The organism is Ruegeria sp. BA2 (genome assembly GCF_056539605.1).
The window spans coordinates 1-23,525 of the sequence record NZ_JBQFVE010000003.1 but is presented as its reverse complement, the minus strand read 5'-3'; the positions used below and the strand labels follow the sequence as shown (position 1 = coordinate 23,525).

General features: G+C 53.4%; 27 protein-coding genes. 19 read left to right on the top strand and 8 right to left on the bottom strand.

All coding sequences use genetic code 11. From position 1 onward, the window contains the following. Positions 1-185 precede the first annotated feature (185 nt). Together ACR0NN_RS07670 and ACR0NN_RS07665 are read left to right on the top strand one after the other, a co-directional pair. On the top strand, positions 186-1,358 hold the full coding sequence (locus ACR0NN_RS07670) for a tyrosine-type recombinase/integrase (protein WP_480684357.1): 1,173 nt from the start codon (positions 186-188) through the stop codon (positions 1,356-1,358). Continuing rightward, on the top strand, positions 1,355-1,963 hold the full coding sequence (locus ACR0NN_RS07665) for a hypothetical protein (protein WP_480684355.1): 609 nt from the start codon (positions 1,355-1,357) through the stop codon (positions 1,961-1,963). Before ACR0NN_RS07670 ends, ACR0NN_RS07665 begins: the two co-directional genes overlap by 4 nt. Before the next feature lie 167 nt (positions 1,964-2,130). Here ACR0NN_RS07665 and ACR0NN_RS07660 read toward each other — a convergent pair whose 3' ends face one another. Next, positions 2,131-3,012 carry a LysR family transcriptional regulator gene (locus tag ACR0NN_RS07660; RefSeq protein ID WP_170379999.1) on the bottom strand — a complete coding sequence of 294 codons (882 nt, stop codon included), beginning with the start codon at positions 3,010-3,012 and terminating at the stop codon, positions 2,131-2,133. A 104-nt stretch (positions 3,013-3,116) separates the two neighbouring features. Between ACR0NN_RS07660 and ACR0NN_RS07655 the strand changes: the two genes are divergently transcribed. The 3 genes from ACR0NN_RS07655 to ACR0NN_RS07645 are packed head-to-tail and all read left to right on the top strand — an operon-like array spanning position 3,117 to position 5,080. Continuing rightward, entirely contained in the window at positions 3,117-3,911 is a 795-nt protein-coding gene (locus tag ACR0NN_RS07655; protein ID WP_170380000.1) for a VOC family protein, read from the top strand. A 35-nt stretch (positions 3,912-3,946) separates the two neighbouring features. Next, complete coding sequence (locus tag ACR0NN_RS07650) at positions 3,947-4,717, top strand: nuclear transport factor 2 family protein (RefSeq protein WP_170380001.1); 771 nt, start codon at positions 3,947-3,949, stop codon at positions 4,715-4,717. A gap of 60 nt (positions 4,718-4,777) precedes the next feature. Beyond that, positions 4,778-5,080, top strand: coding sequence for a hypothetical protein (locus ACR0NN_RS07645; protein WP_214648679.1), 303 nt, complete (start codon positions 4,778-4,780; stop codon positions 5,078-5,080). A 138-nt stretch (positions 5,081-5,218) separates the two neighbouring features. Here ACR0NN_RS07645 and ACR0NN_RS07640 read toward each other — a convergent pair whose 3' ends face one another. Next, positions 5,219-6,712, bottom strand: a complete 1,494-nt coding sequence (locus tag ACR0NN_RS07640; protein ID WP_170380003.1) for a DUF1254 domain-containing protein — start codon at positions 6,710-6,712, stop codon at positions 5,219-5,221. Between the two features lie 34 nt (positions 6,713-6,746). Then, positions 6,747-8,258: a DUF1214 domain-containing protein gene (locus tag ACR0NN_RS07635; protein ID WP_480684354.1), complete on the bottom strand. Its 1,512-nt coding sequence runs from the start codon at positions 8,256-8,258 to the stop codon at positions 6,747-6,749. 96 nt (positions 8,259-8,354) lie between these two features. Between ACR0NN_RS07635 and ACR0NN_RS07630 the strand changes: the two genes are divergently transcribed. Beyond that, positions 8,355-9,377 carry a helix-turn-helix domain-containing protein gene (locus tag ACR0NN_RS07630; RefSeq protein ID WP_170469388.1) on the top strand — a complete coding sequence of 341 codons (1,023 nt, stop codon included), beginning with the start codon at positions 8,355-8,357 and terminating at the stop codon, positions 9,375-9,377. A 153-nt stretch (positions 9,378-9,530) separates the two neighbouring features. Here the strand turns inward: ACR0NN_RS07630 and ACR0NN_RS07625 are convergent, their stop codons facing one another. Next, complete coding sequence (locus ACR0NN_RS07625; protein ID WP_480684352.1) at positions 9,531-9,992, bottom strand: MarR family winged helix-turn-helix transcriptional regulator; 462 nt, start codon at positions 9,990-9,992, stop codon at positions 9,531-9,533. A gap of 103 nt (positions 9,993-10,095) precedes the next feature. Between ACR0NN_RS07625 and ACR0NN_RS07620 the strand changes: the two genes are divergently transcribed. Together ACR0NN_RS07620 and ACR0NN_RS07615 are read left to right on the top strand one after the other, a co-directional pair. Next, the gene (locus tag ACR0NN_RS07620) at positions 10,096-10,464 is read left to right on the top strand and encodes an antibiotic biosynthesis monooxygenase family protein (RefSeq protein ID WP_170565544.1); all 369 of its coding nucleotides are present in this window, start codon (positions 10,096-10,098) and stop codon (positions 10,462-10,464) included. Positions 10,465-10,501: 37 nt separating this feature from the next. Then, positions 10,502-10,945, top strand: a complete 444-nt coding sequence (locus tag ACR0NN_RS07615; RefSeq protein ID WP_170403736.1) for a hypothetical protein — start codon at positions 10,502-10,504, stop codon at positions 10,943-10,945. Positions 10,946-11,206: 261 nt separating this feature from the next. Here ACR0NN_RS07615 and ACR0NN_RS07610 read toward each other — a convergent pair whose 3' ends face one another. From ACR0NN_RS07610 to ACR0NN_RS07595, 4 genes are all read right to left on the bottom strand, one after another. Beyond that, positions 11,207-12,328: a linear amide C-N hydrolase gene (locus tag ACR0NN_RS07610; protein ID WP_170403733.1), complete on the bottom strand. Its 1,122-nt coding sequence runs from the start codon at positions 12,326-12,328 to the stop codon at positions 11,207-11,209. A 369-nt stretch (positions 12,329-12,697) separates the two neighbouring features. After that, the gene (locus ACR0NN_RS07605; protein WP_170511138.1) at positions 12,698-13,873 is read right to left on the bottom strand and encodes an alpha/beta hydrolase; all 1,176 of its coding nucleotides are present in this window, start codon (positions 13,871-13,873) and stop codon (positions 12,698-12,700) included. Between the two features lie 254 nt (positions 13,874-14,127). Then, entirely contained in the window at positions 14,128-14,874 is a 747-nt protein-coding gene (locus ACR0NN_RS07600) for an outer membrane protein (RefSeq protein ID WP_480684349.1), read from the bottom strand. 67 nt (positions 14,875-14,941) lie between these two features. After that, positions 14,942-16,015 carry an AraC family transcriptional regulator gene (locus ACR0NN_RS07595; RefSeq protein ID WP_170678369.1) on the bottom strand — a complete coding sequence of 358 codons (1,074 nt, stop codon included), beginning with the start codon at positions 16,013-16,015 and terminating at the stop codon, positions 14,942-14,944. 478 nt (positions 16,016-16,493) lie between these two features. Between ACR0NN_RS07595 and ACR0NN_RS07590 the strand changes: the two genes are divergently transcribed. The 11 genes from ACR0NN_RS07590 to ACR0NN_RS07540 form a co-directional block, all read left to right on the top strand. Continuing rightward, a complete protein-coding gene (locus ACR0NN_RS07590; RefSeq protein WP_480684346.1) occupies positions 16,494-17,549 on the top strand; it encodes a DUF1214 domain-containing protein in 1,056 nt (351 codons plus the stop codon). 17 nt (positions 17,550-17,566) lie between these two features. Further along, complete coding sequence (locus ACR0NN_RS07585) at positions 17,567-18,577, top strand: DUF1254 domain-containing protein (protein WP_170511132.1); 1,011 nt, start codon at positions 17,567-17,569, stop codon at positions 18,575-18,577. Positions 18,578-18,617: 40 nt separating this feature from the next. Beyond that, entirely contained in the window at positions 18,618-19,406 is a 789-nt protein-coding gene (locus ACR0NN_RS07580; RefSeq protein ID WP_170511127.1) for a transporter, read from the top strand. Between the two features lie 49 nt (positions 19,407-19,455). Then, entirely contained in the window at positions 19,456-19,920 is a 465-nt protein-coding gene (locus ACR0NN_RS07575) for a phosphate-starvation-inducible PsiE family protein (protein ID WP_480453936.1), read from the top strand. 409 nt (positions 19,921-20,329) lie between these two features. Continuing rightward, positions 20,330-20,509 (top strand): helix-turn-helix transcriptional regulator, encoded by a 180-nt coding sequence (locus ACR0NN_RS07570; RefSeq protein ID WP_480684345.1) that lies wholly within the window; start codon positions 20,330-20,332, stop codon positions 20,507-20,509. 56 nt (positions 20,510-20,565) lie between these two features. Beyond that, the gene (locus tag ACR0NN_RS07565; RefSeq protein ID WP_480684343.1) at positions 20,566-20,883 is read left to right on the top strand and encodes a hypothetical protein; all 318 of its coding nucleotides are present in this window, start codon (positions 20,566-20,568) and stop codon (positions 20,881-20,883) included. A 692-nt stretch (positions 20,884-21,575) separates the two neighbouring features. Continuing rightward, positions 21,576-21,860, top strand: coding sequence for a hypothetical protein (locus tag ACR0NN_RS07560; protein ID WP_480684342.1), 285 nt, complete (start codon positions 21,576-21,578; stop codon positions 21,858-21,860). Positions 21,861-22,338: 478 nt separating this feature from the next. Further along, positions 22,339-22,626, top strand: a complete 288-nt coding sequence (locus ACR0NN_RS07555; RefSeq protein ID WP_480684340.1) for a hypothetical protein — start codon at positions 22,339-22,341, stop codon at positions 22,624-22,626. Then, a complete protein-coding gene (locus tag ACR0NN_RS07550) occupies positions 22,623-22,952 on the top strand; it encodes a hypothetical protein (RefSeq protein ID WP_480684339.1) in 330 nt (109 codons plus the stop codon). The genes ACR0NN_RS07555 and ACR0NN_RS07550 overlap by 4 nt, the downstream gene beginning before the upstream one ends. Then, positions 22,942-23,259, top strand: coding sequence for a hypothetical protein (locus ACR0NN_RS07545; RefSeq protein WP_480684338.1), 318 nt, complete (start codon positions 22,942-22,944; stop codon positions 23,257-23,259). Before ACR0NN_RS07550 ends, ACR0NN_RS07545 begins: the two co-directional genes overlap by 11 nt. Further along, a partial coding sequence (locus ACR0NN_RS07540) for a hypothetical protein (protein ID WP_480684336.1) occupies positions 23,249-23,525 on the top strand: 277 nt, incomplete at its 3' end. The genes ACR0NN_RS07545 and ACR0NN_RS07540, both read left to right, overlap by 11 nt.

The following is a 23,525-nucleotide window of genomic DNA, read 5'->3' as shown; positions in this document are numbered from 1 at the left end:
AAAGATTTGCCTGAGATGATTTGGTAGCGGAGGAGACTGCCAAACTGACTTATCGTTGCAATCCATGTGATCTCATTTGATATTGTTAATAAACAATAATATCACCGTTTCCTTCTCATTCCCTTTCATTCAATCCCAAATGGTACTAGTCATTTTGATGGGACAAATGATGGGATAAAAACGCGATGCCTTCTCTGACAGCACGGAAAGTTCAAAGCCTCAACGAGCCGGGAATGTATGGCGATGGCGAAGGGCTGTATTTGCGCATCGGCAAAGCCGGGGGAAAATCTTGGATACTGAGAACCGTCGTGCATGGGAAGCGAAGAGATTTGGGGCTTGGCTCCGCTTCTCTGGTCGGTTTGGCAGAAGCGAGAGAACTGGCGAGAGAACTCAGAAAAGTAGCCCGCTCCGGCGGCGATCCGGACACGATCAGGAAGCGTGAAACTCTCACGTTCCGAGAAGCTGCCCAGCGCACACATGCAAATCTCCTGCCCACTTGGCGCAGCAAGCGGCACGCTGAAATTTGGTTGTCGGCAATCGAACGGTATGCCTTCCCAAGATTTGGAAACCGCCCAATTGAAACTGTCGGGACATCTGATTTGATGGCGGTACTTCAGCCAATTTGGGTCGAAAAGCATGAAACCGCAAACAGGGTAAAGCAGAGGCTGGCAAATATCTTCGACTGGGCAAAGGGTGCTGGGCACTATCCCCACGAAAACCCAGTGAACGGCCTGAAGAAAGCGCTTCCAGCAGTTAAGAACATCGCAGTACACATGCCTGCATTGCCATGGCAGGACTTACCCAAATTCATGTCTGATTTGTCGGATCGTGAGGGAACATCGGCGTTTGCGCTTCAGTTTATTATTCTTACTGCTGCACGTTCGGGAGAGGCGCGGGGAGCGCGATGGGCAGAAATCTCTGATGATGTTTGGACGATCCCGGCAGAGCGGATGAAGGCGGGAAAGGAACACCGTGTGCCGCTGACAAGGGAGGCGCTTGCCGTGCTTGAACAGGTTAAAGGTTTGGATGCCGAATTTGTATTCCCAAGCCCAGCCAGAGCCAAAAATGGCGATGCAAAGCAGATGTCAGACCCAGTGTTCAAAGCACTGATGAAGAGAATGAAATACGATGCCATCACCACACATGGGTTTCGCTCCACTTTCCGGGACTGGTGCAGCGAAAGCGCTCATGCTGACCGCGAAGTTTCCGAGGCTGCACTGGCACATTCCTTCGGAAACAAGGTCGAAAGAGCCTATGCGCGATCCGACTTGTTTGATCGTCGGCGTACATTGATGGAGGCATGGTCACGGTACGCAAATGGTGCATCGGGCGAAGTTGTGGAGATGGTGCGAGCATGAAGTGCGACATAGCTTCAGCAATTGAGTTCACAAATGACGCGGTGAAAACTCACCTAGAAAAACACCCGAAGAACAAACCAGTTATTGAACTCGGGCCAGAAGGTGAGCGGGCTCTACTTGACGCCGGTGTTGCGTTTGTTGTGCAGCCGGATACAACCGTTGTTCCTAAGATCGTTGAAAATATAGCATTCGAGAATTTTGTAGCTGCCGCAGGCAATGGGGATTGGGCAGCATTTCGCGCCGCAAGTTTTCTTGCCGCGACCTACCTTCGAAATGGGCTTTCGCCACCGCCTACCCTATCCAGTTTTGCGATAAGTGTTCTTGAAGGCGCTGTTAGGGAACCAAAACGGCCAAGCAGTGGTAAACCAAAAGGATCTAATTGGGGGCGAGACCTATTTCTGTTCCACTTGATGCAAAAATTGACGAGTTCCTTCGGCCTGCATGAATATCCCAATGACGAGGTGCTTGAGAACTCAGGGCGACGGCCTACCGCTGCCGAAGTCATCTCTGAAGTCTGCAATGCGCACGGCTGGGGGATAACCATTCGTACTGTCAAAGAAGTTTGGACTAAGAAAAAACCGTTTATTTACTATTACAGAAACTGAAACGTTTGAGCGCCCGAATCTCAGCCAATCGAGTGCACAGTCTTAGCAAGACCGTGCGTAAATATGTTACACCAAAAGCGGCCATTGATGCACCGCGTAGCGAACGACCGCTCCGAGCCCATACCTACCAAATGCTGCGCATAGCGCGAGTGACTGCTTTGGACTTCCTACGCTCGAATCTCTTCACGCATAAACTCGACAAAGGACTTAACACGCGGCTTTCGAAAGGCCGAAGGCAACTGCACGCTTTGGATCGGCAAAGTGCGGGAATGGAACTCCGGAAAGAGTTGCACAAGACGTCCGGTTTCAAGGTCGTCCCCCAAAAACACATCTGGGCATATGAAGATGCCGCTCCCTGCGCGCGTCGGAACGAGGCAGGCGGGAGGACTGTTTGCGAGAAATGGGCCAGAGACAGGCACCTGCACGGTTTGCCCTTCGATCTGGAAGGGCCAGCGGTTTGGATCCGGGTTGTTCGCATCTCGAATGCAAATGTGGTCCGAGAGTTCCGCAGGATGTGAAGGTGCGCCATGTTCTTCAAGGTAGGAAGGGGTCGCGACGACTTTCATATGCGTTTCACCAAGCTTGCGAACGACCAAACTGGAGTCACTGAGCGCGCCGATCCGTATTGCGATATCGAAACCGCCCTTGGCCAGATCGGCATAATGATCCGACAAGTCCAATTCGACCGTGACGTTCGGGTGTTGCTCTACGAAGCGGCTTGCTGCTTTAGCCACCGCCGTGTCGCCATAGGTAAGGGGCGCGGCCACACGAACGATGCCCTTCAAGCCCTCTGAAGCGTCAAACTCAGTCTCCAACTGCTCCATCTCAGCCAGCACTCGTCGCGCTCCTTCCAGATATCGCTCCCCCTCGTGGGTCAGCGACATAGACCTGGTGGTGCGATGGAGAAGATTCAGCCCAACCATGTTTTCGAGCTGTGCGACACGCTTGCTGACCAGCTTGTTTGAAATGCCAAGCCGTTGTCCGGCGGCGGCAAAAGAACCGGATTCCACAACAGCCACGAAGCTCTGCATCCCGTCGATCCGGTCCATAGAATTGTCTCCATTTGCGCGATACACACTCGCTCTTATCGCCATTTCATGGAGAAAAGACCATCGCTAAGTTCCTCTCAAGCTTAATCGCAGGAGAAAAGAACATGGCAGCGTCAGACGCCCCCATCTCAATAGGTCAGGTCGCCCTGACGGTGCGCGATCTGGATAAGACCGCCACCTTCTATGAAGACGTGATTGGCCTCGGCCTGATCGAACGCGACGGTGAAAGCGCCTACCTCGGCACCGAGGCTGGAACGCTGATCGAGCTGCGCCAGGACCGAAACGCCAAACCCTTTCCTAAAGAGGCGGGGCTGTTTCACACGGCATTTCTGTTGCCTTCCAAACAAGACCTCGGCGCATGGCTGATCTACGCGGATGAGCGCGGTGTTCGCCTGGACGGGGCATCCCACCACGGTGTCAGCGAGGCGCTTTATCTGAACGATCCCGAAGGAAACGGCATCGAAATCTATCGTGACCTGCCTCGCAAAATGTGGAAACGCGAGGGCGATACCGTCCACATGACAACGCACCCGCTCGATCTGAAATCACTCACAGAAGATGCCACACAGTGGCAAGGCGCACCACAAGGCACAGTCATCGGACACGTTCATTTACGTGTCGGTGATGTCAGCAAAGCAGCGAAATTCGTTACTGACGAACTGAGTATGGTTCAGACCTTTGAGCTGCCCTCAGCCCGCTGGTTCGGGTCCGGTGGCTACCATCACCACCTAGCTACAAACGCTTGGCAATCCAAGGGAGCAGGCTCGCGCTCTGCTGGGGCCACTGGTCTCACAAGTGTTGAGCTGTTGGCAGACCCCAAAACTCTCACGCCCGGCCGCAAGGTCGACCCGTGGGGCACTGAATTCACGATCAACTCGGCGCAAGCCTGCGCCGCGTGAATATCGTCAAATCAAACCAAGAGAGGACAACAACAATGACACCTAAAGAGCTCGTATTGGAGGCTGTAGCCGCCATTTTCGTCAACTTCGACGCAACCGCAGCCGAACAACTGCTGGCAAATGACTACATTCAGCACAACCCTGCTGTACCCACAGGTGCCGCTCCAATCCTGGGGTTTATCCCCGGTCTTAAGGAAAGCGGGATCGAGGTGGACATCCACCGGGTCATCACGGAGGGCGATATCGTCGTCCTGCATACCACCTACAACAACGCCCAGGCGTTTGGTGCAGACACCTTGGTTGGCTTTGATGTCTTCCGCGTCGAGGACGGAAAGGTTGCAGAACACTGGGACAACCTGACACCAATCACACCGCCGAACCCGTCGGGTCATACTCAGACCGATGGTCCAACTGAGATAACCGATCTGGATAAGACCGCTGAGAACAAGGCGCTGGTCACAGACTTTGTGCACACCATCCTGAAGGATGGCGACGTTGACCGGATAACCGAATTTCTGTCGACGGAGACCTACATACAGCACAACAGCAACATTGCTGACGGTCTGGACGGTTTGGGTGCGGCTCTTGCAGGCATGGCCGAGCAAGGCATCCAGATGATCTACACGGACGTCCACATTGTTGTGGCCGAGGGCAACTTTGTCTTCACCGCCTCCGAGGGCACGTTTGCCGACAAGCCGACTGCCTTCTATGACCTGTTCCGCGTCGAAGACGGCAAGATCGTTGAGCATTGGGACGTAATCGCGGACATCCCGTCCGAGATGGCCCACGACAATGGAAAGTTTTGATCGGGTGCCATCATGAAAGCGTTCTTGATCACCCTGATAATGCTCGTAGGAGGTAACGCAATGGCACAAGACGTCGGCGTCATTGAAATTGTGACGATGGACCTTGCTGAAGGCGTTACACCGCAAGAGTTCGAACCTGTTGATAAAGTCATCGAAGATGAGCATGTCAGCAAACAACCAGGCTTTGTCTCGCGCCAAGCTGCATTCACAGATGGCAAATGGGCAGTGGTAGTTAACTGGGAAAGTGCCGAAGACGCCCAAGCGTCCATGGATAGCTTTGCATCAGCACCCGCTGCTGAACGATTCATGAGCATGATCGATGCAACCACAATGTCGATGACACGCTACAATTTAGCGCGATAGCAGACAAACAGAAGGGCGGCACTACGAGGTAGTTGCCGCCCTCCCCTGGTTGTTGTCGCGTTGTTCGGGATGCGCACTCACATGGCACGACATCTCGTTCTCGATAGCGAACTGTTAGGGCGCTAAATTGACAGTCTATCACTCCATAAGTTCGATCTCGCCCGGGCGCCACGATCCGTCGAACCAAGGCTCGAGAGGGCCATACAATCGCAGTACGGTCGACCAAGATTTGCCCGGCATCGTCTGTATCCAGTTGCCCTCTTTGCCTTCAGGCGCTTCAGGCGCGAACCAGACAGTGTAACTTCCGTCTTCATTCGCTTCCAATGTAGCTTGGTTGCTGTCGACCCCTGCGAGTTTCTGATCAGTTTCGAGCAGTGAACGGGTTTGGGTGTCGTAAACGACGAAAGACCAGTAATCCTGCGCGGGCGGATTTGGCGGGATGGTGACGGAATAGGTGTTGCTCCCATCGAAGTAGTTCCCGTCACTGTCCCGGTTTGCCAGCGCATATTGCGACCCGACACCAACCTTTTGTGCAACCATGGCAGGCGTAATGCCAGTCGCGTAGTAGTGGAACAGGGTCCGCGCATCGAGGATTTTCACGTCCCCCGCCTGGAACTCATGATTGCCACCGACGAACGCCGTCTTCCAATACCCTTCGTCATAGTAGAATGGCGCACGCGAGCGAGGAGCAAAATTCAACGACTTAGCCGCCGCCGTGCCCAATGCGACTGCCTCTGTGAGCAGCAGCCTCAGTTCGTCATCGGGTTCAAATGGTTCACCTTTTCGGATACCCAGCGAGAACATTGCTCCCATCAATTCATCGGGAAGTGCTCCTTCCGCTTCGTTGTCTACAACGGCCTTCATCTCTTCAAAGAAGGAAAAGTCATTGGCGTGTATCGTGTTGAACTGAAGATCAGTCAGGTTCACAAATTCCTGATCGGGCGGCGCGTCGCGGTCTTCCCACCGGTAAACACGAAGAGTTTCCTTCACACGATCCACTGCGGCTCCAACGCCGTCTTCCCCATAAAACGCACGCAACAGAAACCAGTTCCGATAGCTTGGCGGCTTCACAATATAGTAACCGTCGTCCGGCAACTCACCTTCATAGTCGGGCGGAACGATCAAGAACTTCCCACCCTCGCCAGCGTCAGGCCCAGCGTTCCCGATGTCAGTGACATAACGCATATAGGCATCGTTCACGAACCCCAGCATGCCCGGCGGCACGTCGTAAACCACTGGCCCTTCGGACAGGTCCGTACAGTTAAGAATGTAGATTGTCGTGGTGTTCGGCGTGAGAAGAAGCGAACGGGCGTTATACAGGTCTTCAAAGATCCCGATCTTCATCGGATCAACGCCAGCGCCCTCTTCGAGCCCGTGACACATTGCATATGTTGAGGCTGCAGGCATTCCATCCATGAATACCTGCATGCCACGCATGAAATTTAATGCGTTATACGACAGCTTAGCTGTATCCGGCGTCGGCAAGCCGTCAAAATATTCCAACGTTCCAAATCGTGTCTCCACCTGATCCGGTACGATTATGCTATCCGGAACTTCAGCCTTGTACTCTTGGGCTGGAGATTGCGATGCGAGTACCAGGGCGGTCAGCACGGCTAACGACTTTGTTTTCATTGTTCACTCCATTGGGAATTTTTGTTTGTTTTGATCAGTTTACTTTTTCTAGATCGCCCAGCATCCAGCCACTTTCCAACCATCCGTCTTGCGGCCCATATAGACGGAACAAAAGGAAGTACGGCTCTGTGGTTGGTATCCAGTTGCTTTCCTTGCCTTCCGGTGCCTCCGGTCCAAAAAAGATGTCGTAAGAACCGTCTTCATCGGCTTGCATAGAGTCTGTGTCGCGCTCGGACAGACCCACTGGATCAACGTTCCGGATGAAGCTCTTGGTCTCCATCGAATAAACAATCACGGACCAGAAATCGTCGGCAGGTGTGTCTGCTGGCACGTTAAGTCTGTAAGTCTGATTGTGGTCGTACATGTCGCCGTCGCTGTCGCGAAGGCCCGTCAGATAAAAGGTACCGCCACCGAGTTGTTTCGGCAGGTACGTGATCCAGAAGTAGCTGCCGCCAGCACGCGCATCCACAAGTACCTCTGTCTCAGTCTCATACGGGAAGCCTGCCTCGGGTTGACCTTCGGCAAAGTCCCATATCAGCCACTGGCTTTTCATCTCGCCGCTATCGTCGACCCAGAGCGGTATCATGGCTTTGCCGGGCGTAACAAAGTAGTTCTGCATAGAGGCATACGCCAACAACAAACCCTCATTCATTGCTTTCAACTGAATTTCCGATGGTTCGAAAGGTTTTCCCGTTTCGATCCCGAGATCCTTCAGGAAATTTACCATGACCTTGTCTTGTTGTCTGACGGGGTTGTTTTGAACGTAATCATTCAAGTCCTGAAAGAAGGTCTCGTTGTAGTATGGAAGCGAGTCGTACGGCACTTCTGACGCTTCGAGATAGTTGTTGGGTGGTGGATTGTCAGCCTCAGACAGGTAGTACACTTTGATCGTCTGAGCGTACTCGGCCGCATCGGTGTCCGTTCCGCCATTCGTCAGTTTTGGCCGGAACGAAAAACCATATTCGTAGGTATCTGTTTCAAAGGGAAGGTATCCCGCTTCAGTTAATTCCTCCAGCGACATTTCCCCTTCGTAGCCTGGGGGTAGCATGAGGTACTTGCCGCCGGCACCTTCATCGAAACCATCGGGACCTACGTCCACAATAGGAACATCCCAAGCATTCACGATTGTACCGAAGTAGTTCACCTTGTCGGTGGCAGCGGGCACTTCAATGACAAGGGGACCGGGTTCGGAGGTCATTGAAGCCCAAGCATAGGCCGTAACATCGTTGGCCGTAAGAAACCCATGTTTGGAGTCGAACGGCTTGTTGAGATAAATGATGTCATTGTAGTCGCCACCGAGGTCGCGGCGAATGCCCTTGAGGAAATCGATCATACCGGCGGCAGGCATTCCCCAGATGGCCGTCTGGGTGGCACGCTGCACCATAATCTTGTACTCGATGTCCTCGACCTCGGCTGATCGTGCAAGGATGTCGCCCGTGTCGTTGAAGGACTGGGAGAAAACTGGTGAAGCAGAAATACCTGCGCCGAGCACCATTCCCAAAAAATGCATCGAAAAACCGCCGTGTAATGGCCGAAGTATTTTCATATTGCAATGCTCCCTGCTGTTTAGGGAAAGCTTGCACATCCGTTCAGCCGATGCGTATCATTTCACGACACGCGGGCGAACAAGCGGGTTGACGGATTGAACCTACCACCGATGATTTCGGCTAAGGCCTTGGGCGCGATGCCCCAGTTTGTGCTTGAGGCCGCTGGGGAAAGACGCTTGTTGCGTGCTTTTGACTCTGCCGATCTTCCTGTTCACTTCATTGAGGAAAGAGGCGGTTACATCTCGGAGCATGCCTTGGCGACCTTTGTGCACGAAGCCGCACGATCCACGGGACAACAAAACATCGGATTGTTGTGGTCACCGTATCTCACTGTCGCTGACTACGGCGCCTGGGGGAGTTACGTTCTTTCTGCTCCAACGCTGGGGGCAGCGCTAATACGAGCTTCTGCCGTCATGCCATTTCATTCGTCTACGGATCGCGCGTGGCTTGAAACTTCGGGCACAAGCGCGCGCTACTGTTATCGTTTTGGACTTCGCTCGCATTTCGCGTATCCGGACATCGGCTTCTCGGCCGTTGGGGTTTTTTTGAGCATATTCCGCGCGTATTTAGGAAGCGACTGGAAGCCATCTGCCGTGCTCTTGGACTTCCCGAAGGTTCCTGGATTTGTCGAGGCAGAAGACACCTACGCTTGTCCTGTAATCTGGAACGCCTCCCGGCTTGGGGTTGATTTTGATGCATCGGCTTTGCGAGCCGAAACCACGCCCAAAAAACTTACCGGCGGCTCGACAACCGTCGGAGATATTTCTCGCGAACGATTGGGCGGCCCACCTCAAACACTTAGAGGACAAGTCGAGGAAGTGGTTTGGCAACAACTTCATCGGGAGGAAATGTCGATTGATGCCACCGCGCGTTCGCTCGATCTTGGCGTTCGCACACTACAACGGAAGTTAGCAACCGAAGGGGTTCGTTTTCGCGAAATCGTCAACGATGTCAGGGTAGCAAGGGCCGAGGAACTCCTCACAGATACGCGCGAGACAGTCTCCAGTATCTCCTCCATGCTAGGATATGAAACCGCAAATAATTTCAGCCGCGCATTTAGGAAGGTGACGGGACTGACGCCCTCTGACTATCGCAAGATGAACTCCGACAATAGTTGACTTGTGGGTCGCGAGAGCAATCTTCCAATGTCTGCTTTGTCCGCAACGCAGACGTTGGCTCCTTATTGTGAACTTCGAATGTCTGCTCCGAACCCAGAACGTTCGATGCTGCACTCTGTACGAGTGTTAGCTTTGGGTCGGGTTCTGATCTTGTCACGTTGAGGCTTCTTCGAGACGTGTTTTGAGACGGTCAACAACATTTTGCGCTGTCGCAATATCATCTGGCGACAGGCCTTCCGAGAGTTCATTCACCCATGGGATTTGCCTCGCAATTGCGGCTTCGTACAACACCTGCCCCTTTTGGGTCAGTACAACTAGGTGTGCCCGCTTGTGGTGTGGGTTCGGCTGAAACTCCACTATGCCTTCTTTGCTCATTTCATTGATGATCCGTTGAACGCCCTGCCGGTGAACGCCCATCGTCCGTGCATGCCAGGCAACGGATTCCGGTCGATCAGAATAGGCGATGGCGCCAAGGATCTGCCATCGGGCACTTGTCAGACCAAGTTCTGATACGAGGCGATCACCGGCAAGCTGCAATCGACCGTTCAGCCGAAACACATCCAGTATCAGCGTTGTCACGGCTTCTCCTGCTTCGGTCCTTTGCTCGTTAGGCATATCGGCTCCTCATTTTATTTGACAACGTGTTGTCATTGTGTTTGATGCATCCTAAACATGACAACATGACACCAAAATGAAGCTACTTTCAAGGAGCAGCGAAATGGTCAGTTTCAAACCCCTCGACCCCGAGTTTCCAATTGAACGGCAATTGGGCATCGACGCTGGACCCGTCGTTCTCGTCAATCTCTTCACAGTCGATCCCGTTGACCAAGTCGCCTTAGTCGAAGCCTGGAAGAGCGATGCCGAATGGATGAAAAAGCAGCCTGGTTACATCAGCACTCAGCTGCATAAGGCAATTGGTGACGGCAGCATGTATCTGAACTACGCGGTCTGGGAGTCTGTTTCGGACTTCCGCGCTGCGTTTTCAAACCCCGAGTTTCAGCAGCAGCTCAGCCACTATCCCTCAAGCGCTGTGACCGCCCCCCATCTGTTCGAGAAGGTTGCCGTGCCGAATTGCTGCACGGCCTGACGAAATCCTTTCCAAAAGCCAATTTGAGTGAACCGCTATGAAAACAAAGATTCACGCCATCGCGGGCGGCATCGGCTTTGTGATGATCCTCCTCTTCTGGACATCAACAGCCACCAGCGAGCTCTTTGCGAGCCATGAAACAGTCGCGACCGTCAAGGCATTGATCCTGAAAGGCATGTTCATCCTCATCCCGGCAATGGCCATCGCTGGCGGATCGGGCATGGCAATGGGCAGGAAACGCAAAGATGCGCTTACGAAAGCCAAGAAAACCCGAATGCCTATCATTGCGTTGAATGGTTTGCTGATCCTCGTACCAGCCGCCTGGTTTCTGGCCGGCAAGGCTGCCGCTGGCGAATTCGACAGCACATTTTACACGGTACAGGTGATCGAATTGATCGCTGGGGCAACCAATCTCACGATGATGGGACTGAACATTCGTGATGGCTTGCGAATGACCGGCAAAATTCGAAGGTCTCGCTGAAAGCTCGATGCTAGTCCAACCACTGGCGAAATTGCCGAGATTCGAGCAAATGCAGCGAACTAATGCTATGTCCGCTTGTCGGGATTTGCAAAGTTCAGTTTGGAATGTCCGATTAGGGCTGCTCCAGTCACTAGAGCGAACAGTGGTGAACGCGGCTTCGAGCCTAGCGCCGTTAATTCGCTGGAGCGATAAACCCTCCATTCCGAAGTTTTATTGGGCCGCAGCCAGCGGTGATGCCGCCACGGCCCGCGTGGTAAAACGTCAATTCGTTGGGGTCACATCGACTAACGTTGGTTCGCGATCACCGCTGGTTTCAAAGACGATCATCTCGTCTCCCATAGCTCCGAAGTCAATCTGCTTCATATCGACCATGTGCACCGTTCTGTCGTACATCGTGTGATAGTAGTAGACGAGGTTGAGGGAGTCCGCAGCGGTCGTGATCTGAGTTGCGCTGTAAAGCAGGTCGTCCGACTGCACATCGTCTTGAGCGCCCTCCGCTGCATCGGCCGGAATGTTGAAATTATCCAGAATGCGAAACGCCTCGCGCACGGTGTCATAGCCACCTTGCGTCTCCCGCGCCGTCTGGGAAAAGGCGACTGCGCGGACAAACCGGGATGGGGGTGTGAAGTCGCCTGGCAGCCCTATCATTCCACTCCCAGCGCCAAGGGGCGCGAAAGTAACGCCACTTGCCTCAACTTCCGGAAGCCCAAGGGCCGACAGGTTTACGTAGTTGTTTAGGTTCGTCATGTGCCAATCGTAGTTTGGCGAATTGGTGATCACGCCAAGCGGAGCATCGAAAATCGTCAGTTCACCGTCAATGTACTCGACAACGATCCTGCCGCCGAACCGGTCAGCAACCAACATATGAAATGGGAAGGGAAATCCGAGAGTCTCATCTACGACCCCGACAACACGGACATTCGCCAACCCGGTGGCAGCCTCTTCAACTGTCTCAAATTGGGAAAGAACATAGCTGGCTAGCAAATCGCCGGGAATCGTGTTGTCGGAAAGGTCAGGGTCGTACTCCTGATACTCAGTAAATCCGGGCAGATAAAACAGCCCGGCGGTCAACCCAGCTTCGTTGATGCCATCTGCGGGAGCCCCATGATCCAACATGCTGATACCGACCATTCCAAATCGGCCGGTCCAGTTTGCTCCGTCTTGCCCATCTGGCATTTCGCCTGCGGTATACGTGAAACCTCGCGGAATAATGTTGATCTTTGTCTCAAGATCGAACGGCCCCCATTCGGCGGTCCTTGCGCGAACGATGCTTCCATCCTGCCCTGTCAACATGATGCCAGTGCATCCCCAGGCCATCGATACTGAAGCCACAAAGGCTATGGTCGCCTTTGGTAATATCCGAAATAATTCGATATGACGCATGGTCGTTCTCCAATTGGAATGATCTGATCTCATGAACTCACTCGACCAAGCTACCACACCGGTTCTCAAGTTGAATGAAGTTTGCATGATCTTCAAATAGGCAAGAAAGTCCGCCTATTCCGTCCCTCGGACTTTGCAAAGTCTATTTGTGAATGACCGGTTTGGGCTGCCACCTGTCATTAATGTGAAAAGTAACGAAAGGCGACAACGAGCCCCACTTCAACCGATGCTGCGCGTTGCTCGAACGTCAGCTTTGCGCTGAGCATTCTAGGTGCGTTGTCAGGCTCATAGATTAGTTCCAGAAACTGGTTCTAATGGTTCTAATGGTTCTAATGGTTCTAATGGTTCTCACCCGTTGGAATCCCAGTACTAGCTGCCACTACGATAGCGTTGTAGTGTCTGCGGATAGTTCGGCGGAAAACTCCAGACAGCTTCGCCCGGAGCGCGCACAAGCCCGCGCGCTTCAGGATCTCGGTCTGTAAGTAGAGAAATGAACAGGTCGCTGCTGGCCCATGGCGAAGATCGGAAATACCAATGCCCGTTTCCTGTATCGGCCGCTTCGGCCTTGGTCACGTCAATGATATGTAGGGTTTTCATCTCAGACAGTCGGCGCTGGAACAGAGACCCATTTATTGCTTCATCGGAAACCTGACCCAAACGGTCGCGGCCGAAGACCAACCGTGACATCGCCAGCGCTGAATCGGTCTGCGATTGATAGAGTGTCACATCTGTAACGGCATCCAGAAGGCCGTCTTCTATTGATTGCAAAAAGTAGCTTCGATCAAGATCGCTGCTGATCAGGATCAGCCGTCCCAGCCGCGGCTTTGGCCCAGGCCGCAGAGCAATCTGATAGGCGGCTTCAAATGCGAGCCTCGAGCCTGCGCTGTATCCTATGAGATGAATTCGTCGGGCGTTAGTGTTTTCCGACAGGTATTCGATAAGAGACCGCAAATTGCGGCGCGTCGCCAATGCAGATTCCTGATCCCGGAAATACGCCAGGCGATTGGGTGTAGCGGGCCAGTTGTAGCTGATGAAAGCGCCCTGATAGCCCAGAAAGTGCTGCAACTCTTTGGAAACAAGGGTCGAGTAATCAAAATCGACATTGTAGCCATGGACATAGATGAAAATGTCCTTGTTGCGAGAGGCTGCAAGGTGATCGTCAACCCGTTGGGCAAACCGAAGACCGGCTGTCTTCATCTCCTGTTGTGAAGGTGGATCGTTCATGTAGTGCGTGACGCTGAACGGCATGACACCAATCTCTTGTACGTCGGATACGCTGAGCGTGTATTCCTTAGCGCGGTCGCGCGTCATAGTAACGTGGCGAAGCTTTTCCAGCGTCGCCAGTGGGGGGGTGCTTTGCACATCGGCAACGCCGGTGCGCAGAATGTGACCGCGCTCATTATTATAATAGGCTTGTGGGTCGCCAGGAACCGCAGGCAGCCGATCTGTGGCGTAGAATAGCTGCGAACGCTGAACGAAATTGTCTGCCGTGATGTCCGTGTAAGGGTCAAAAGCAGCCTCGGCATAGACCGTTGGGGAGGGCATCAGTTCAATTTCGTCGTAGACATTTGGCCCGCAGGCAGCGAGGACACAGAACGAACACACGGTTGCCGCAGGCAAAGCCCTGGTAGTCAGTTGCCTCGTCGTTCCTTTCCTCAATTGCCTTTGTCCGTCTGTTCGCATCCGGCTACAATTGTCTGTCCCAAGCCTGTCGGTACCGCTGCTCGCGCCTTGACGCAACTTCGCTACTTCAAACCTGTTTGTGTTAGGCATAGCCGCTTTTCGCATGGTGCCCTTACTCAGAAGCTGTAGGTCACACCCAACACGGGTCCGGATTGTGAGAGCTTGAACCTGCTGTCACCTTCACCTTTGTCGACCATGATGTAGCGATAACCTGCGCGCAAATTCCACTTTGGAGTGATGGCATAACCCACCGTAGCTACAAATTGCGCCGTTTCGCGATTTGAGCGAAATCCGCCGTAGTCAGCCAGGGCAATTGCTGACCAGCGGTCATTGATCTGATACCGGAGGCGAGCTGCAATCAGGGGGTCGATCCAATCGTCACTTGTTCTTGCACTTGGTGCCGGGCTGGGGCCACCGACCAGAGTGATTGTGCTGCTGGTATCAAACCAACGAAACCCACCCCCGAGATCGACGTCCAGAGCTTGGTCCTGATAGACCGTGTACGCCGCATACCCGCTGAAGAACTGTGTCTTCAGGATGGTTTCTGCGCCGCTGAACACCGGGCCAGGGGTGTCGCCTTTAAATGTCAGATCTGTGCGCATGTAGTCTGCGATCAGTGACCATCGACCGTGTCGCGCCTCAACCGTGCTCATAAAGGCGAGGTCTAGATTATCAAGTGCGTCGCTGAAGCTCAGTTCCGACTCTAAGGGGCCAATAGTTGTCTCGGTATCTGCGCCATAGATGTAGAAGCTGCCGTAAAAGCTCCAGCCAGAGTCCTGAGCCACTGCTGGAGATCCGTAGAGCAGCGTAGTCGGCGCAACTAGAAAGCTGCACACGATACTCCTTACCTGTGTGAATTCCACGATCTGCTCCCCTTTTTTGATCCCAAGATTGAAGCGCGGCAAAAAGGTGAGCCGCGTCGTATTCCTGTTACGTTTCACAATCGCATTCGACCGGGTCGAGTATCGGAACAGATGCCTTAAGGCTATTCATTTCACGGGTTCGAAACTCTGAGGGTGTCTGACCCGTCCATTTCTTGAAGGCCCGTGTCATGGCCGTCGCGTCAGAATACCCCAACTGAGCCGCGATATCGCCCATTGAGATTTCAGACTTTGAAAGCAGGCGCTTCGCCCGGTCACATTTAGCTTCGATAACGATGCGAGACAGTGATGTCCCATAGGCAGCAAGCCGTCTGTTGAGAACCGCGCCTCGAAAACCGCATGCCTTGGCGAGCGTCGTAACCGACAACTCCGTGCGCCCGACCATTGAGTAGGCAACGCTTTGGATCGAACTCAGCAAATCTGTAGGCACTGGGTTTTTTTCGTCCTGAGTGGTCGACACGTACTCGGTTGAGGTTCGGTTAACCAGTTCAAATAAAAGCCAAGCACTTGGGAAGCGGATGGAATACCCGTCTGAGCCCGCACCTATCGCCCGGATACCGTAGAAGTAAGACGGGAGAAGATCAGGACGGTTCACACGCACAAGAACCTTATTTGCTTCCCAACGCTGACCTGCAGTTTCGTGCAGCAACGTAGCCCATCGGCTGATCTGAAACGCATCCATATAGGCGGGCGAACAGCATGGCGTGAATCTGCGTTTGGCGGACAGCACGGCGAACTCGCCAGAGACATCAAGTGTCATGGTGACCGCATTTGTGTTGTTTCCCGCATGAACGCAGAACCTGGCAATGAAATCAGCCAGCGATTTTGCGACGCGAAAGGCCTGTCCGAATGGGGATGCAATCGTCGGATCTGAAGTTTGACCAACAAGTGCTGGAAAGTCTGGGGATGTCTTTTGTGCGACGGCTTCAAACACGGCATAGACAGTGTCGTGCGGAATGAAACAACTCGGAGCGCTCAACTCCGAGAAGGATAGATCGAATTCCGCAAGGAGACTTTCTACAGATTGACCGGATTCTTGAAACGCAAGCAAAAGCGGGACGATGACCCGCCCGCGTGTAAGCGGTGGTGTTCTGTGTCGAGCATGCGCGTCCTGCCCTGTCATCATAACTCCCTTAAGACACCGCAATTGAAAGGCCGGGCACGTCAAGCATAGACCAGCGCGGCTCTGTGTCCCTGACCTGCGTCAAAGCCGAAGACACTTTTTTGAATGAAAAAGTCAGGTGCCCGCTCGCAGAGGCTCAATGGAATTAAACCACGCCAACTGCAGAGAGCAGTCTAGCAAACTGGCACCACTGCATGAACGATAGGCCCGCCGCCGGGTCAATTTTAATAGAGAGCCTCTAGTTGTTGGCCAAAGTGCTATCGCTACCTGTCATTTTTGACCAGTTTTCGGAGGCGGTCGCTCCAATCTGTCAGGGCATACATTCGAACTTTGTGGTTTGTTGGAGAGAGATGGCCAAGGCTCCGATTGTAGCATTTCAAAAAACAACACAATGAGAGGCGCGAGAATGCGCCCTTGATCAGGTGCCGGAACCATCAAGCAATGCATTTCTGTAATTGGCTAGTGGAGCGGGCAAACTATGAATCTCACGCACAAACACTGGAAACTTGCTGCTTTAGCTGTCCTGATTGGAAGCACAGCGACCGCTCAGAGCTTTGATACCACGGTCGATGCACTTGCAGAGACATACGAAGTGCCCATTACCATAAACAACTTTGTTCGGGCTGCTACAGACAACGAACTGAAGACGTACAATGGCCTGGCCGGAGGCGTAAATCAGTTCTTTCATTTCAAAGAACCCACCCCCATCGACAATCAGCCAACCATTCGGATGAACCGCGACACGCTCTACAGCGTTGCGGTAATTGATATCAGCAAAGGTGCAACCTTGACTCTGCCCGATGTGGGCGACCGATACATGACGACGATGGTGGTCAATCAAGATCATTTTATCAATGAAGTGTTCGACGGTGGCGGTGTGTTCCAGCTTGACATGGATATATTCCATACCCCTTACGTACTTGTTTTCATGAGAATACTTGTGGATGCCGAGAGCCCCAAGGATGTTGCGACGGTTAATGCAATTCAGGACGGTTTCACCATTGATGCCGCCTCCGTAACGCCCTTCGAGATGCCCAATTACGACGCGGAGAGCTTTGAGGCGCTGCGCCAAGCCGCAATTGAGCTGGGCAGGTTCGCCACAGACAGCGTCCGGACTTTTGGTACGGCAGATCATGTAGACCCATTACGCCATTTCCTTGGCACAGCAGTCGGCTTTGGTGGACTGCCCGAAGACGAGGCGTTTTATCTTAATATCGAGCCCGGCCTGCCGCTTGGAGAATACAAAATCCAGGTCCCAGCGAATGTGCCGGTGAACGCGTTCTGGTCCGTGAGCCTCTATAATGCAGACGGGTTTTTTGAACTCAATTCCCTCGACTCGTATGTGGTCAATTCGGTCTCAGGCACCAAGAATGATGATGGCAGTGTGACCGTGCATTTCGGCAGCTGCGACGACGGACGCATGAACTGTCTCCCGATCATGGATGGCTGGAACTATGCCGTGCGCCTTTATCAGCCGGGCCCAGAGGTCATCGACGGAAGCTGGGTCTTCCCCTCCGTAGAAACCGCAAACTGAACAACAGGATGCTTACGATGAAAAAGCTTCTTCTGACAGTCGCGCTTACGCTCCCGACAGGCGTTTGGGCCGAAGACATTGTCGATGTGACCGTCGACACCCTTGTGCGCGCCGAGACAGATCACATGTTTCGCACCAACATGGCCAATCTCGGCCTCGCTGTTGGCGAATTGGGGCATATGCGCGAAGCCACGACACCGGACAACCAGCCGGTTATCCGCATGAATCAGGACACGCTCTACTCCGGCATTCTGCTGGATTTGAGCGAACCCGTTGAAGTGACGCTCCCCGAGGCGGATGGCCGCTATATCTCGATGCATGTCATCAATCAGGATCACTTCATGTACGCCGAGGCAAAGCCCGGCACCTACCAAATCACTAAGGAAGACCTAGGCACACCTTTTGGTTTCATCGCGTTTCGCACATTCGTCGATGTGACTGACCCGGATGATATTGTCGCCGCGCAAGCGGCACAGGATGGAATTGTCGTCAGCGGCGGTGGAACGGGTCCATTTGACGCGCCGAACTGGAACACCGAACAGCTTGCCACTGCGCGTCAGGCGATAAACGACCTGTCCTTGCTGGGCACCGATTCAGCCCGTGCCTTTGGCAGAACAAAAGACGATATTGATCCGGTTCAGTTTCTGGTCGGCGCCTTCTCGGGCTGGGGCGGTCTTCCGCCTGAGGCCGCGATCTATCTGTTGGACGCGGTCGATCAGAATGACGGCGAAACACCGCATGCGGTAACCGTCAAGGATGTGCCGGTTCGGGCGTTCTGGTCGGTGACTGTCTATAACGGTGACGGCTTTCTGGAAGCCAATGATCTGGGCGTAAACAGCTACAACGGCTACACAGCCGAAGCAGCAGAAGACGGCTCGGTCACGTTGCATTTCGGCGGGTGCGACGATGGCCGCGTGAACTGTCTGCCGATTACTCCGGGCTGGAACTACGCGATCCGCCTCTATGAGCCCGAGGGTGCAATCCTGAACGGCACTTGGACCTTCCCGAAGCTGGAGCCGATCAACTAGGCCACTCGCCCAAATCGCATCTCAAAAGGAGTACACGGCTATGCGTCGATCCCATACTCTTATGGGGCTGCTTTTTACAGCCAGTGCCGGAACCACAACCGTTGCAGACGAGGCATCCGATCTGGCACAGGAACTGGCCAACCCACTTGCGGCAATCGTCTCGGTTCCGTTTCAATTGAACTATGATGAAAATCTGGGCGTCTCTGATCAGGGCTCGCGCACCACGCTGAACTTTCAACCAGTCGTGCCCTTTCAACTGAACGATGACCTTAACCTGATCACCCGAACTATCATTCCTTACATCTGGCAGGAAGACGTTGTGCCGGGCACACGCCAGGAGGGGTTCGGAGATATCCTGTTCTCTGCGTGGTTCTCGCCAATCGGAACCGAGGACATAACGTGGGGCGTGGGTCCCGTTGTGCGCTTGCCAACCTTTAGCGACGTATCGAGTGATACATGGGCTGCTGGGATCACCGGCATTGCACTGCGACAGACCGGGCCGTGGACCTATGGTGCGCTGGCCAATCATCTGTGGGATCTAGAAAGCAACCCCGACACCCCCACGAATGTGAGTTTTCTCCAGCCCTTTCTTGCTTATTCCACCGAAGGCGCGTGGACCTATTCTCTGCAAAGCGAAAGCACCTATGACTGGGAAACTGAAGCCTGGGCTGTGCCTATAAACGCTTCGGTCTCCAAGCTGGTCCAATGGGGGGCGCTGCCGGTCAATCTGCAAGCGGGGGCGGGCTATTGGCTGGAAGCGCCCGAGGTGGGCGCGGAGGGCTTTCGCTTGCGATTGCAGGCTCAGGTCGTCTTGCCCAGAGGGCGCTGACGTTTGGCTGAAGTATTGTTCATGAAACGTCGACAATAGGGTGATCTTGATGGCCGATCAGATGCAACGCAATGCGCAAGCGCATGTCGAGCTTGACCCAGACCATGAGGATCTGATTGTCAGAAGCTGCAATCGGATCATTCGACACGCCGTTCGGGTGATGTCTTTGTTCATGGTCGTTGTGATCGGATTTGCCGTCATCGACGCCGGTTACTCGTTCTATATCAAGCTTATAAGTCCGCCGGTCCTGGTTCTTGACGTCAGTGATCTGTTGGAGGTTTTTGCGGCCGCGCTTGTCGTACTGATCGCCATCGAGATTTACACGAATGTTACGCTTTACCTGACGGCCGATGTCATACATGTTAAGCTGGTAGTTGCAACTGCCCTTATGGCCGTTGCCAGAAAGGTCATCACACTCGACACGACGGACCTGGAGCCGCTTTATTTCGTTGGGTACTCTGGACTCGGTCTGGCGTTTGGCGTCACGTATTGGTTGTTGTGGCGTGGCAAGTAGGTATTTCACAGAACGCCTATATCGACGCTGGCAAAAGAGAGATCGCCGACATTGGTGCTTTTGAAGCCGCAATCGCCTCCTTATTCAGCCAAAGAAGAAACGGACGAAAATCTTAAAAATCTAGAAGCTGACCTTGGCACTTGCTCGGCGAAAGATCACTATGTCCGCACAGCAGACTATGAGGAGCCGCTCGGCTAAGGTCTCCTTCATGCGACAATTGACGACAGTATAGTCCTATAGGGATTGGACGGCAGAGTTATTGGGACTCGCGCGGCAATCATCTGGGAATACGCAACCATTGAGTATCATCCCTCTGACCGCAAAACGCTTAATTGGCTAATTATGCGCCACGACAGAATAGTCGATGTGGGAGAAGGTGAGGTCATCCGAAATTACTGAGGATTGACCTATGCAAGATGAACTGATCCGAGATGAAGAAGTAGCAAAGCGGCTGAGTTGTGGCAAATCCACAGTGTGGCGCTGGGCGTCTGAGGGCATCATACCAAAGCCAATAAAGATCGGTGGTGCGTCCCGTTGGCGGCGCTCCGAAATTGATGCCACCATCAATTCGGCAACAACCACCAGCTAAAGCAGTAAAAGCTGGATGATTTTTACACCCAGTCTCCCAAGCAATAGGAACGCGAAATGAGCAACAAGAACATGTCGAAAACCAAAACTCTCGCACCCGAATACATGGCCACGCTCACAAACGGCAAGACGAAACGGTACGTAATGATGCGTCCTGACCCAGAGAACCCTTCGCAACCGGGAAAGATTGAGTTCGTAAAAGGTGTTCCGGTGCCCGTGGATCAAGCCACGAAAGAGCATCTGGAGAAACATGCAACTTATTCGAAAACCGCGCACTTTCCAGATGGTTCACTTGAGCAAACAACACATTGTTCTTTTCAGTTCACGGCTCTGACTGTGGACGAAATAGATAATGATGCAGAGCCAGTCACCTAAGAAAACACCCCACCCTGAATATACAAAGGCGGGGCGCTATTACCGAGAAGTTTAAGTGACTTAAGTATAGCACCCCCGCCTCTTTTTCACCATAGGAAAATCAAATGACCAACGGCAAAAGCTGCCGGGGAATGCAGAAGTATTGCGCAATTCCCCCCCTCCAAAGAAGTCCAGCGCCCAGCGCAAACTCAACCCGGGAATGCTCCGACTACTACAACAGAATTCTGAAGGTATCCGGCTCTTATCGGGTGATTGTCTGCCGGGATAACGTCCAGTGGATTTTGCAGCGTCGCAGGGATGGAAATCCGGGCGCTGGGCGGGCGTGGCAAGCAATTGGCTACATCACCCAGCCCGAGACACTAAAGCGCCTGTGGCGCGAGAAAACTGGCCAGAGCCTACTGTCACCCATTGCAACAGTTGCAACGCCCAGAGCGAAAGCGATTTGAGCCATGGGTCGCGACAAAAAGAACGAGAAACGAGTAGGCCAGTTCGCGAAGTTGCTACAGATGGAAGTCATATTGGAAGCATGGAAGAGGCTTAGCCCATCCGCACAAGTGGCTTATTTGCACCTCATTTTTCGGTGTTGGTCGGAAGGCAGGAAACTTCACTATAACAACAATGGTGAGGTAGCCTTATCCGCGCGGAAGCTGGCCGATGTCATGGGGATTGCGCCCAAAACGGCAATGTCGGCAATGGCCGATCTCCAAGCAAAAGGCTGGATTATCTGCACCAAGCGTCATCAGAAAGGGGTTGAAGGCCGCGCGCTTGCCCCAGAGTGGCGGCTCACAATGCGCCCCACTGGCCTCGGAAAAACACTTCGCCCCCCAACACGCGAGCCTGAGCGGTGGCAGGAGGGTCAAGACTACGAGGTTGTCGAATACGCGACCAGCAAGAGGCCGGGTCACGCGCGAGGTGATGCAAGCAGATTTCAGCAGGCTCCTACTCCGGTAAACGTCATTGCACTACGGGCGCGTTGAAATGAAAAAACCCGATGCAAACTTTGACGCAGACCTGCTGCAAACTCTGATGCAGGCGCGACCAGAATTTCGATTTACTGGTGCAAACTCTGACACAGAAAACGGGCCTTTTTGGTCAGTTCCTGTTGCAAAGTCTGACGCACTTGTAGGTAGCCATACCCACCGGTCAGAAGCGGTACTCCGCCATAGGCACGGGCATCTATATCAAATCCTCAAAAGACCACCGGCAGGAGCGAATGCGAACTGCCCCGGCAGCCTTTGGCTGACGGCTCCACCTCTAACAGAAAGGGAAACATCATGAACGAAGAAACTTCCAATCAAGATCAAATGCAAACGCTGGCACAGTCGCCCGCTGACATCCCGGAAGGCCAATAACCCCATTGGAAGGTGCGACCGTCATGGGGCTCGTAGAGCAGTACAGGCGGGTGCTGGAGACGACTGAATTGGAGCAACGTATCGCAGCATTGGAGGCAGTCAGATGAGGCTGGAACACAGGCTGAAGGCCATTGAAGGCAAGCTCAAACTCAAAAGCTCAACGCAGTTTGGAGCAACTGAGGATCTTTCTAAGCATCTTATCGAGGTTGCTGAGAGGCTGAGGGAAACACCACTTTCAGAAGCAATCAAATCCGCCTCACCGGCGACCATCGCAGCTTTGGCACTAGATGGTCGTGTGAGTAATGACGTCGCCGAGAAGTGCGCTGAATATGCCCGGAGCGAAGGAGCAGTCGGAGAGCTATTCACGGCTATTCTGGAGAATGCCCAATGAGCAGAGAACGCAGAGTGCGCAAGCTAGAGGCCCGGTCCCCAATTGTCGAAACACCAATAATCGCTTTCTTTCAGATTTACGGCATTAAGGAGGGCACTGAGGAAACCACTAGAATTATCGAAAAGTCGCTTGGACCGGCGAGTATCCATGGCCTCGGATTCGAACTGCTAGAGCCCGAAGATGGTGAGACCGAAATTCAATTCAGGCGGCGCGTCCATGCCATCAGAGCGGGTGGAAAACTCACCGAGGACATGAATGCGGAAGAGCTGGTGGCAGCCTATGCGGTCGCGGATCAGGAAATGAAGGACGACAACTATGACGATTAAGAGCAGATTGAAGAAGTTGGAAACCAATTCGCCTTCGTCTCTACCGGACCTGGTGCTGTTCAAGCGCATTGTATCGGCGAAAGATGGGCGTGAGTACGGCCCATCCAAGATTAAACTAGCCACTATCATTGGAACCAATTTGGGGACGTTTACTCGAGACGAGGACGAGTCTGAACTTGATTTCAAACGCCGTGTCTATGCCGCCAAGGCAATTGGCAAAGTTGTTGAAGACATGACCAATGAGGAGCTGACCAAGGCCTACGCGATTGCGGATCGAGAAGTGAGGAGCGAAAGCAATGACGATTAAAAACCGGCTAAAGAAGTTGGAAACCAAACATGCACCCGGCAACACCAGCCTTCTACCGATTTTTGTGGAGTTCGATGACGAAGAAAGTGAGTGGGCTATAGTTCCTGGTCATGGCGGTGAATTACGTAAGGTCGACAACGAAAGCCAAGGCGAATTTTGCCAACGCGCGTACCATGCTTACGTCGAAGCAAAAGGGCTGGGCAACTACCGAGCGGAAGAACTCAGCGATGAAGACCTTCAGTGCATCGTGGCCTCAAGTAGCTCGA

Coding starts and splice junctions, on each gene's coding strand:
- ACR0NN_RS07635 (WP_480684354.1), bottom strand. CDS start 8,258: ATGAAAATACTTCGGCCATTACACGGCGGTTTTTCGATGCATTTTTTG.
- ACR0NN_RS07665 (WP_480684355.1), top strand. CDS start 1,355: ATGAAGTGCGACATAGCTTCAGCAATTGAGTTCACAAATGACGCGGTG.
- ACR0NN_RS07660 (WP_170379999.1), bottom strand. CDS start 3,012: ATGGACCGGATCGACGGGATGCAGAGCTTCGTGGCTGTTGTGGAATCC.
- ACR0NN_RS07555 (WP_480684340.1), top strand. CDS start 22,339: ATGAGGCTGGAACACAGGCTGAAGGCCATTGAAGGCAAGCTCAAACTC.
- ACR0NN_RS07570 (WP_480684345.1), top strand. CDS start 20,330: ATGCAAGATGAACTGATCCGAGATGAAGAAGTAGCAAAGCGGCTGAGT.
- ACR0NN_RS07625 (WP_480684352.1), bottom strand. CDS start 9,992: ATGCCTAACGAGCAAAGGACCGAAGCAGGAGAAGCCGTGACAACGCTG.
- ACR0NN_RS07645 (WP_214648679.1), top strand. CDS start 4,778: ATGGCACAAGACGTCGGCGTCATTGAAATTGTGACGATGGACCTTGCT.
- ACR0NN_RS07650 (WP_170380001.1), top strand. CDS start 3,947: ATGACACCTAAAGAGCTCGTATTGGAGGCTGTAGCCGCCATTTTCGTC.
- ACR0NN_RS07580 (WP_170511127.1), top strand. CDS start 18,618: ATGCGTCGATCCCATACTCTTATGGGGCTGCTTTTTACAGCCAGTGCC.
- ACR0NN_RS07655 (WP_170380000.1), top strand. CDS start 3,117: ATGGCAGCGTCAGACGCCCCCATCTCAATAGGTCAGGTCGCCCTGACG.
- ACR0NN_RS07615 (WP_170403736.1), top strand. CDS start 10,502: ATGAAAACAAAGATTCACGCCATCGCGGGCGGCATCGGCTTTGTGATG.
- ACR0NN_RS07620 (WP_170565544.1), top strand. CDS start 10,096: ATGGTCAGTTTCAAACCCCTCGACCCCGAGTTTCCAATTGAACGGCAA.
- ACR0NN_RS07550 (WP_480684339.1), top strand. CDS start 22,623: ATGAGCAGAGAACGCAGAGTGCGCAAGCTAGAGGCCCGGTCCCCAATT.
- ACR0NN_RS07590 (WP_480684346.1), top strand. CDS start 16,494: ATGAATCTCACGCACAAACACTGGAAACTTGCTGCTTTAGCTGTCCTG.
- ACR0NN_RS07610 (WP_170403733.1), bottom strand. CDS start 12,328: ATGCGTCATATCGAATTATTTCGGATATTACCAAAGGCGACCATAGCC.
- ACR0NN_RS07560 (WP_480684342.1), top strand. CDS start 21,576: ATGGCCGATCTCCAAGCAAAAGGCTGGATTATCTGCACCAAGCGTCAT.
- ACR0NN_RS07585 (WP_170511132.1), top strand. CDS start 17,567: ATGAAAAAGCTTCTTCTGACAGTCGCGCTTACGCTCCCGACAGGCGTT.
- ACR0NN_RS07545 (WP_480684338.1), top strand. CDS start 22,942: ATGACGATTAAGAGCAGATTGAAGAAGTTGGAAACCAATTCGCCTTCG.
- ACR0NN_RS07595 (WP_170678369.1), bottom strand. CDS start 16,015: ATGACAGGGCAGGACGCGCATGCTCGACACAGAACACCACCGCTTACA.
- ACR0NN_RS07605 (WP_170511138.1), bottom strand. CDS start 13,873: ATGCCCTCCCCAACGGTCTATGCCGAGGCTGCTTTTGACCCTTACACG.
- ACR0NN_RS07670 (WP_480684357.1), top strand. CDS start 186: ATGCCTTCTCTGACAGCACGGAAAGTTCAAAGCCTCAACGAGCCGGGA.
- ACR0NN_RS07575 (WP_480453936.1), top strand. CDS start 19,456: ATGGCCGATCAGATGCAACGCAATGCGCAAGCGCATGTCGAGCTTGAC.
- ACR0NN_RS07565 (WP_480684343.1), top strand. CDS start 20,566: ATGAGCAACAAGAACATGTCGAAAACCAAAACTCTCGCACCCGAATAC.
- ACR0NN_RS07640 (WP_170380003.1), bottom strand. CDS start 6,712: ATGAAAACAAAGTCGTTAGCCGTGCTGACCGCCCTGGTACTCGCATCG.